Origin of the sequence: Pseudoxanthobacter sp. (assembly GCF_036822375.1) — a bacterium.
Classification (GTDB): Bacteria; Pseudomonadota; Alphaproteobacteria; order Rhizobiales; family Segnochrobactraceae; genus Pseudoxanthobacter.
Window position 1 is genome coordinate 1 of record NZ_DAISHT010000156.1, and the last position, 8,714, is coordinate 8,714.

Consider the following 8,714-nt stretch of genomic DNA (forward strand, 5'->3'; position numbering starts at 1 on the left):
ATGCAGCGCATCTCGCTCGGTGCGCTCATCATCGCGCTGGCGCTGATGGTGGACGATGCGATGACCACCACCGATGCCATGCTGACGCGGCTGACCGCCGGCGACAGCAAGATGCAGGCCGCCAGCTTTGCCTTCCGCACCTATGCGGTGGCGATGCTGGCCGGCACGCTGGTGACGATTGCCGGCTTCGTGCCGGTGGGCTTCGCGCAGAGCTCGGCCGGCGAATATACCTTCTCGCTGTTTGCGGTGGTCACCATCGCGCTGCTGGTCTCGTGGCTGGTGGCGGTGCTGTTTGCACCGCTGCTCGGCGTGGCGGCGCTGAAGGCGCCCGACCGGGCGGCCGTGGAAAAGGCGCGGAAGAAGCAGGCCGCCGGCGGCGGCGTCATCGGCTTCTACAAGGGCTTCCTGACGCTGGCGCTGAAGGCGCGCTGGGTGACCATCGCGCTCGCCGTTGCCGCCTTCGCGGCCTCGGTCGTGGCGATGCCGCTCATTCCGCGCCAGTTCTTTCCGGCGTCCGACCGGCCGGAACTGCTGGTCGATCTGCAACTGCCGCAGAACGCGTCGATCTATGCCAGCGAGGACGTGGTGCAGCGTTTCGAGGCGCTGCTGAAGGCCGATGCCGACGTGGAGAGCTATTCGACCTATGTCGGCCGCGGCGCCATCCGCTTCTACCTGCCGCTGGACGTGAAGCTGCCGAACCCGTTCTTCAGCCAGCTCGTCATCGTGGCGAAGGATGTGGGCGGGCGCGAGCGGCTGCGCACGAAGCTGGAGACGGCGCTGCAGAACCAGTTCCCGGAACTGGTGGCGCGCATCTCGCCGCTTGAGCTGGGGCCGCCGGTCGGCTGGCCGGTGCAGTACCGCGTCAGCGGGCCGGATCTGGAAAAGGTGCGGGCGATCGCGCTGAAGCTCGGCACGGTCGTGGCCTCCAGTCCGCTGGCCGAACACGTCAACTACGACTGGTTCGAGCCGACGCGCGAAGTGCGGATGCGTGTCGATCAGGATCAGGCGCGGCTGCTCGGGCTTTCGACGGCGGGTCTGGCCGCGGTGCTCAACACCGTGATGAGCGGCACGCCGGTGACGCAGGTGCGCGACGATATCTATCTCGTCAACGTGGTGGCCCGGGCCACCGACGAGGAACGGGTTTCGCTCGCCAACCTCGCCAACCTGCAGGTGCCGCTGCCCAGCGGGCGCACGGTGCCGCTGAGCCAGCTCGCCACCTTCGAATACACCCAGGACTATCCGGTGGTGTGGCGCCGCGACCGCGTGCCGACGCTGACCGTGCAGGCCGACGTGGTGCGCGGCGAGCTGCCGGAAACGGTGGTCTCGGGGCTGGAACCGAAGGTCGACGAACTGCGCGCCGGCCTGCCGGAGGGCTATCGCATCGATGCCGGCGGCACGGTGGAGGAAAGCGCCAAGTCGCAGGCCTCCGTCGTGGCGGTGGTGCCGGTGATGCTGCTGATCATGTTCACGGTGCTGATGTTCCAGCTGAAGAGCTTCAGCCGGCTGGTGCTGGTGCTGTCGGTGGCGCCGCTCGGCCTCATCGGCGTGGTGGCGGCGCTGCTGGTCTCCGGCCGGCCGCTGGGCTTCGTGGCCATCCTCGGCATCCTCGCCCTGATCGGCATGATCACCAAGAACGCGGTGATCCTGATCGGCCAGATCGATGCGGAACGCGCTGCCGGGCAGAAGGTGTGGGATGCCGTCATCAACGCTTCGTCGGCGCGTTTCCGGCCGATCATGCTGACGGCGGTTTCCACCGTGCTCGGCATGATCCCGATTGCGCCGACCGTGTTCTGGGGCCCGATGGCCTTTGCCATCATGGGTGGCCTGCTGGTGGGCACGGTGCTGACGCTGATCTTCCTGCCGGCGGTCTATGTCGCCTGGTTCGGGCCGGAAACCGGCCCGGAGACGGCGGCGGAAGGGCCGGAACCGTCAGACGGGCAGAAGCCGGCGGCTGCGGCCTGAGGGCAGCCACCGGCGGGCAAGACCCGCGGCCCGGGGACGGGCCGCGGCAGGGGGAAGCGGGCCTGCGGCGCCGGCACGGCGTCCGGCGCAGGGCGGCCGGGAAGCGAAAGAGGTCTATCATGGCGAAGAAAGCAACCGTGCCTGACCGCGAGCCGGTGCTGGTCGATCTGGCCCTGCAGGGCGGCGGCAGCCATGGCGCGTTCACCTGGGGTGTGCTCGACCGCCTTCTGGAGGTGCCGTGGCTGCGGCTCGACGGCATTTCCGGCACCTCGGCCGGTGCCATGAACGCCGCCGTCATGATCGACGGTCTGGCCGAGGGCGGTCGCGAGGGCGCCAAGCAGGCGCTGGAGGCGTTCTGGCACGCGGTGTCGCGCGCGGCGGCCTTCAGCCCGTTCCAGCGCGGGCCCATGGACGTGCTGTTCGGCCGCTGGACGCTCGACAACTCGCCGGCGTTCGTGGCCATGGACATGATGTCGCGCATGTTCTCGCCCTACGATCTCAATCCGGGCGGGCTCAATCCGCTGCGCTCCATCCTGCAGAAATATGTCAACGTCGATCATCTGGTGAAGAGCGACATCAAGCTGTTCGTGACCGCCACCAACGTGGCGACCGGGCAGCCGCGCATCTTCCGCAATGCCGAGATCACCGCGGATGCGCTGCTCGCTTCCGCCTGCCTGCCGACCATGTATCAGGCGATCGAGATCGACGGCGAGGCCTACTGGGACGGCGGCTATTCTGGCAACCCGACGATCACGCCGCTGGTGCAGCACTGCAAGTCGCAGGACACGATCCTCGTGCAGATCAACCCCGTGCGCCGGCCCGAGCCGCCGCGCCGGGCGCGCGATATCATGACCCGCCTCAACGAGATTTCCTTCAACGCGGTGCTGCTGGAAGAGCTGCACATGATTGCCGTGCTGCAGCAGGTGGCCGATCCCGGCACCAGCGAAGGGGCGCTGTGGGCCAACATGCGCATTCACCGCATTGCCTCCGAGAAGGCCATCAAGCTCGGCTATTCCTCCAAGCTCAATGCGGAATGGACCTTCCTCAGGATGCTGCGCGACGAAGGCCGCCGCACCGCGGAAGCCTTCCTCGCCGAGCACGGGGCCGACCTCGGCCAGCGCTCCACGATGAACGTTCAGGACTTCATCAAGGGAAACTGACGCATGGGACTTCTCGGCATCCTCGTCGCCCTCGTCCTGCTGCTGTGGCTCGCCTATCGCGGCTGGTCGATCCTGCTGCTGGCCCCGCTTGCCGCGCTGGTCGCCGCGGCGTTCTCCGGCGAACCGCTGCTGGCCCACTGGACGCAGACGTTCATGACGAACGGCGCGGCGTTCATTGCCCAGTTCTTCCCGCTGTTCCTGCTGGGGGCGCTGTTCGGCAAGATCATGGATGACAGCGGCTCGGTGACGGTGATCGCCGATACCCTGACCCGGCGCCTCGGCACCTCGCGCGCCATTCTGGCGGTGGTGCTGGCGGGCGCCATCGTCACCTATGGCGGCGTCAGCCTGTTCGTCGCCTTCTTCGTGCTGGCGCCGATGGCGACCGCGCTGTTCCGCTCGGCCGGCATTCCCCGCCGCCTCATGCCGGCGGCCATCGCGCTCGGCACCTCCACCTTCACCATGTCGGCGATGCCGGGCACGCCCTCCATCCAGAACGCCATTCCGATGCCGTTCTTCGGCACCACGCCGTTTGCGGCGCCGGGGCTCGGCGTTCTCGCCTCCGTCGTCATGTTCGCTTTCGGCATGTGGTGGCTGAAGCGGGCGGAGACGAAGGCGCGGGCCGCCGGCGAGGGCTTCGGCGCCGACGAGCAGGTGGTCGACCTGGAGGAGGTGGCCGACGACGACTTCGTGCGCTCCCGCGCTACCGGCTCGCAGGCCTTCGACACGGCCGAGATGGTGCATGGCGAGGATGCCCGCAACGTGCCGCCGGTGTGGGCGGCAATCCTGCCGCTGGTGGTGGTGATCGTCGTCAACCTGCTGATGTCGCTCGTCATCCTGCCGCGTATGGATGTGAGCTTCCTTGCCGACGAGCGTTTCGGGCAGGTCACGCTCTCGGCCGTCGGCGGCGTGTGGGCGGTGGCGACGGCGCTGCTGGCGGCCATTCTGACGGCGCTGGCGCTGAACTTCGGCCGGCTGAAGAACATCCGGGCCACCATCGATGCCGGCGCCAATGCCTCGGTGCTGCCGGTGTTTGCGGTCGCAAGCCTCGTCGGCTTCGGCGCGGTGGTGGCGGCGCTGCCGGCGTTCGGGGTGGTGAAGCAGTGGGTGCTGGATATCGAGGGCGGGCCGCTGGTGTCGCTGGCGATCGCCACCAACATTCTGGCAGCCCTCACCGGTTCGGCTTCCGGCGGCCTGACCATCGCGCTTGAGGCGCTCGGTCAGTCCTACATGGAAATCGCGCGCCAGACCGGCCTCGATCCGGCCCTGATGCACCGCGTGGCGGTGATCGGCTCGGGCACGCTCGACAGCCTGCCCCACAACGGCGCCGTCGTCACGCTTCTGGCGGTGTGCGGTTCGACCCACGCCAGAAGCTATTTCGACATCGTCATGGTGGCGGTGGTCAGCGCCGTGCTGGCGCTCATCACCGTCATCGTCGTCGGCTCGGTGTTCGGCTCGTTCTGAGGCGCCGGCCGGGCGGACGGGTAGCCGCACCGGCCGCCGCGGGTTATGCAGAGTGAAACCGGCGGCGCGGACAGGACCCGTCCGCGCCGCCGGTTTCCGCATTTATCGTCAACGACCGCATCATGTCCGTGCCGCCGCCGCGGCGCAGACCAGCAGGGCAGGGCTCATGACGGCCAGCACGATCCAGTTTTCCGGCCTCGTGTCGTTCACCATCGCCATTCTCGTCTATTTCGCCGGTGCCGGCCTCAACAAGGCCGTGAAGCCGCTGGCGCGCTGGAACATTCCCGAGGCGGTCACCGGCGGCATGCTCGCCGCGCTGGTCACGCTGCTCGTGCATCAGGTGTTCAGCACCGCGCTGACCTTCGATCTGCAGGCGCGCGATATGCTGCTGCTCTATTTCTTCAGCGGCATCGGCCTCAACGCCCGGCTTTCCGACCTGCTGACCGGCGGCAAGCCGCTGATCATCCTGATCGTGCTGACCGTCGGCTATCTGGTGCTGCAGAACGTCATCGCCATCGGCTCGGTCGCGGCCCTCGGCCTGCCGCAGGGGCTGGCGCCGCTGCTGGGCTCGGTGTCGCTGGTCGGCGGACACGGCACGACCATCGCCTGGGCGCCGATCATCGCCGCCCGCTTCGACCTGACGGGGGCGATGGAAGTGGGCATCGCGGCGGCCACGCTCGGCCTTGTGGTGGCGAGCCTGATGGGCGGCCCGATCGCCGGCCTCCTGCTGAAGCGCTACCGGCTGGAGGGGCCGAGCGCGCCCGATCCGGTGGTGGGTCTGCAGGCGCACGACAGCGGTCAGGACGCCGGCAAGATCACCTATGTCGACATCCTCTCCACCCTGCTGGTGCTCAACGTGGCCATCCTGCTCGGCCTCGTGCTCGACGGGCTGATGGAGGCCGTGCCGATCAAGCTGCCGCTGTTCGTGCTGTGCCTGCTGTCGGCGATCTTCATCACCAACACCGTGCCGCGGGTGCTGCCGCGCGTGCCCTGGCCCACCCGCACCCGCGCGCTGGCGCTGATCTCCGACCTGTCGCTGAACATCTTCCTCGCCATGTCGCTGATGAGCATGCAGCTCTGGACGCTGGGCGGGCTGGGTGCGGCGCTGGTCGTGGTGCTGGCGCTGCAGGCGCTGGGGGCGGCGGTCTATATCCTGTTCATCGTCTTCCCGGCGATGGGGCGCAACTATCAGGCGGCGGTGCTGTCGGCCGGCTTCACCGGCATCAGCCTCGGCGCCACGCCCACCGCCATCGCCAACATGACGGCCGTGACCAGGGTGCACGGGCCGGCGCCGACCGCCTTCATCATCCTGCCGCTGGTCTCGGCCTTCTTCATCGATATCGTCAACGCCGTCGCCATCGGCTTCATGGTGCGCTGAAGGCGGACCGGCCGCGGCCGGTCATTTGCGGCCGGCGGTGAACACGATGAACGGCGCCGCCATGACGTTGCCCACCGTCTGGGCGACATCGTGGGCAACGTCGCTGCCGGTGAAGGTTTCCTCGTCGATGGACTGGCCGGCGATCAGCCGCTCGCCCAGCAGGCGCACCACCGGCGGGCTGTTGGCGAACTGGCCGTGGTTCAGCGCATCCCCGCTCTCCACGCGGGACAGGTCGATGACGACGATGCCGGTGGCGGCGCCGAGACGGGCGGCCTTGGCTTCCTCGGTGAAGTCGATGGCGCCGACGCGGGCCACCCGCCCGGCGATGAGGCCGGAAAGCCGCAGGGCGCGGTCGCGGTGCGACACGAAGATGGTGATCTGCGGCCGCTGCGGCCCCATCTCCGTCACCTGCCGGCGGAACACGTCGATATCGAGATCGGGCGAGGCCAGAATGACATTGGAGACCTTGGCCGGCACGCGCCCGTTCTGCAGCGCGATCTGGCGCAGGGCCTCCACCGTCAGCCAGGCGCCCATGGAGTGGGCGAGCACCACCACGTCATCCACCTCCGGGCTGGCGCTGGCGGCGCGGATGACATCGGCAAGGTCGGTGCGCGAGAAATTCGTGCTCTCGCGGTCGAAATTATAATGCAGCACCCGCCCGCGCGAGGGCCAGGTGAACAGCACCGGCACCACGTCCGTGCCCATGTCGTGGACGAGCTGGGCATAGGTGAACACCGCCACGTCGAAGCGGGTGTTGAAGCCGTGCACGAAAATCAGCACCCGCCGCTTGCTGCCCTTGACGCGGCGGAACCATGTGCCGATGTCGCCGGGCGGCACATCGGTGACGCTGCTGACGGCAAAGCTGCTCCGCGCATCGATGGCCCGCGGATTGGGCCACTGCACGGTGCCGACCGGGCGGCCGGGCGGGATCGAGACCACGAGGTTGGTGTAGCTGACGCCCTCGCCCCGCTCGCCGGAAAACAGCACCCCGCGCTCAGCGCTGGGGGCGCGGGTGGTGGCGGCCAGCATGTCCACGGTTGCGCTGCCGGGCGGCGGCGGGCCGACCGGCACCAGCACGCCTTCCGGGCGCGACGCGCAGGCGGAGAGCGCGAACGCCGCCAGCAGCAGAACCGCGACGGGGCCGCCGCGGCGCGGAGGGCGTGAAGGCGGAAGGGGCATCGCCGGCATGCTCCCGGGCTGCGGTGTCGGGGTCGGGTTCGGGCCGGCCGCGGACCGCGGCTGTCTTGCTTGGTAAGGCAGAGCCGGCCCGGCGAAAAGCCCCCGGCGGCAGATTGCGCACGGTGCGTTGCTTTGCCTTCACGGCGATCCGCGGTGCATCGTGATAGAAGCAGGGGCGAAACCGAAGCGTCCCGCGGGACGGGCCGTGAGAGAGTGCCGCCATGACCAGCGCCGTCCGCACCATTCCGCTCCGGCTCAACGATATCAAGACGTTCTTCCGCGAGCCGGAGATCGATCCGTTCGAGGGCGAGAGCATCGACCTTTCCGGCATCGAGCAGATCATGGCGGCCATGAAGGTGGAGTCCAACTGGCGGCGGATGACCTTCCGTGCGACGATTTCGCTGCCCGCGGGGCGGGGCGAAGAAGGCTATGTGCGCCAGTTGCCGCAGGCGATCCAGACCTATTGCGACCGTCATATTCTCTACGAGAAGCGCTGCATCCGCGAGATCTTCCTGGAAGGGCGGCGGGCGCTCAGGGTCGGCATCGTGTTCCTTCTGGTGTGCGTCGGCCTTTCGGCGCTGTTCGAGGCGCTGTTTTCCTCTGAAACGCTGCTGGGCAGCACGCTTTCCGAGGGGCTGATGATCGCGGGCTGGGTGGGGCTGTGGCACCCCTGCGAACTGCTGCTTTATTCGTGGTGGCCGCACCGGCAGGAGGTGCGCCTGCACGAGAAGATCCGGGCGATGGAAATCGCCGTCGAATACCGGCCGGGATGACGGCCGGCAACCGCACACAGCAGTGGCCGCAGCGCCGCTCGGGGAGTTTGCCGATGAGCGGCGACAGGACGACACGCGTTTTCGCCGGCATTCTGGCGACACTGGCGCTCGGCGCCTGCCTGATGGCCATGCAGTCGCTGCTGGCCCCCATTGCCTTCGCGCTCTATGTGATCGCCGTGGTCTGGCCGCTGCAGGCGCGGCTGCAGCAGCGCATGGCGATGGGGCCGGCGGTGGCGCTCACCATCGTCGTCACGCTGGTGGTGGTCAGCGGTATCGTCTCGCTGGTGGTGTGGGCGCTCACCCATGTCGGCCAGTGGATCATCGCCAATGCCGGCCGCTTCCAGCTTCTCTACGGGCAGGCGCACGACTGGCTGGAGGGGCACGGCTTTCTGGTCGGCTCGCTGGTGGCCGACACCTTCGATGTGCGCTGGATGCTGCGCGTGGTGCAGGAGCTTTCCGCGCTGCTGCACAGCCTCGGCAGCTTCCTCGTGGTGATGTTCCTGTTCGTGCTGCTGGGGCTGCTGGAAGTGTCGGCCTTCCGCTCGCAGGTCGGCGCCCTGAAGCAGCGCGCCGCCGGCGATTTCCTGATTGCCGCCGGCCGCGACATTGCCGCCAAGCTGCAGAAGCACGTCCGGGTGCGCACGCTGATGAGCATCGCCACCGGCGTGGTGGTGTGGGCCTTCACGCTGGCGGCCGGGCTGGAGCTGGCGGCGGCGTGGGGCATCATCGCCTTTACGATGAACTACATTCCGTTCATCGGGCCGTTCGTGGCCACCTTCCTGCCCACGGTGTTCGCGCTGG

General features: G+C 68.5%; 7 protein-coding genes. 6 read left to right on the plus strand and 1 reads right to left on the minus strand.

Going from position 1 to position 8,714, the window contains the following annotated elements:
• The 4 genes from V7067_RS13195 to gltS all read left to right on the plus strand — a co-directional run.
• On the plus strand, window positions 1-1,962 hold a 1,962-nt coding region (locus tag V7067_RS13195), incomplete at its 5' end, for an efflux RND transporter permease subunit (RefSeq protein WP_334176366.1).
• Window positions 1,963-2,081: 119 nt separating this feature from the next.
• Window positions 2,082-3,122, plus strand: coding sequence for a patatin-like phospholipase family protein (locus tag V7067_RS13200; RefSeq protein ID WP_334176367.1), 1,041 nt, complete (start codon window positions 2,082-2,084; stop codon window positions 3,120-3,122).
• Between the two features lie 3 nt (window positions 3,123-3,125).
• A complete protein-coding gene (locus V7067_RS13205) occupies window positions 3,126-4,583 on the plus strand; it encodes a GntP family permease (protein WP_334176368.1) in 1,458 nt (485 codons plus the stop codon).
• Window positions 4,584-4,749: 166 nt separating this feature from the next.
• Window positions 4,750-5,961: a sodium/glutamate symporter gene (gene gltS, locus V7067_RS13210; RefSeq protein ID WP_334176369.1), complete on the plus strand. Its 1,212-nt coding sequence runs from the start codon at window positions 4,750-4,752 to the stop codon at window positions 5,959-5,961.
• Between the two features lie 21 nt (window positions 5,962-5,982).
• Here gltS and V7067_RS13215 read toward each other — a convergent pair whose 3' ends face one another.
• Complete coding sequence (locus V7067_RS13215; RefSeq protein WP_334176370.1) at window positions 5,983-7,140, minus strand: alpha/beta fold hydrolase; 1,158 nt, start codon at window positions 7,138-7,140, stop codon at window positions 5,983-5,985.
• Window positions 7,141-7,361: 221 nt separating this feature from the next.
• Between V7067_RS13215 and V7067_RS13220 the strand changes: the two genes are divergently transcribed.
• Both V7067_RS13220 and V7067_RS13225 read left to right on the plus strand, forming a co-directional pair.
• On the plus strand, window positions 7,362-7,913 hold the full coding sequence (locus V7067_RS13220) for a hypothetical protein (RefSeq protein WP_334176371.1): 552 nt from the start codon (window positions 7,362-7,364) through the stop codon (window positions 7,911-7,913).
• Between the two features lie 53 nt (window positions 7,914-7,966).
• A partial coding sequence (locus V7067_RS13225; RefSeq protein ID WP_334176372.1) for an AI-2E family transporter occupies window positions 7,967-8,714 on the plus strand: 748 nt, incomplete at its 3' end.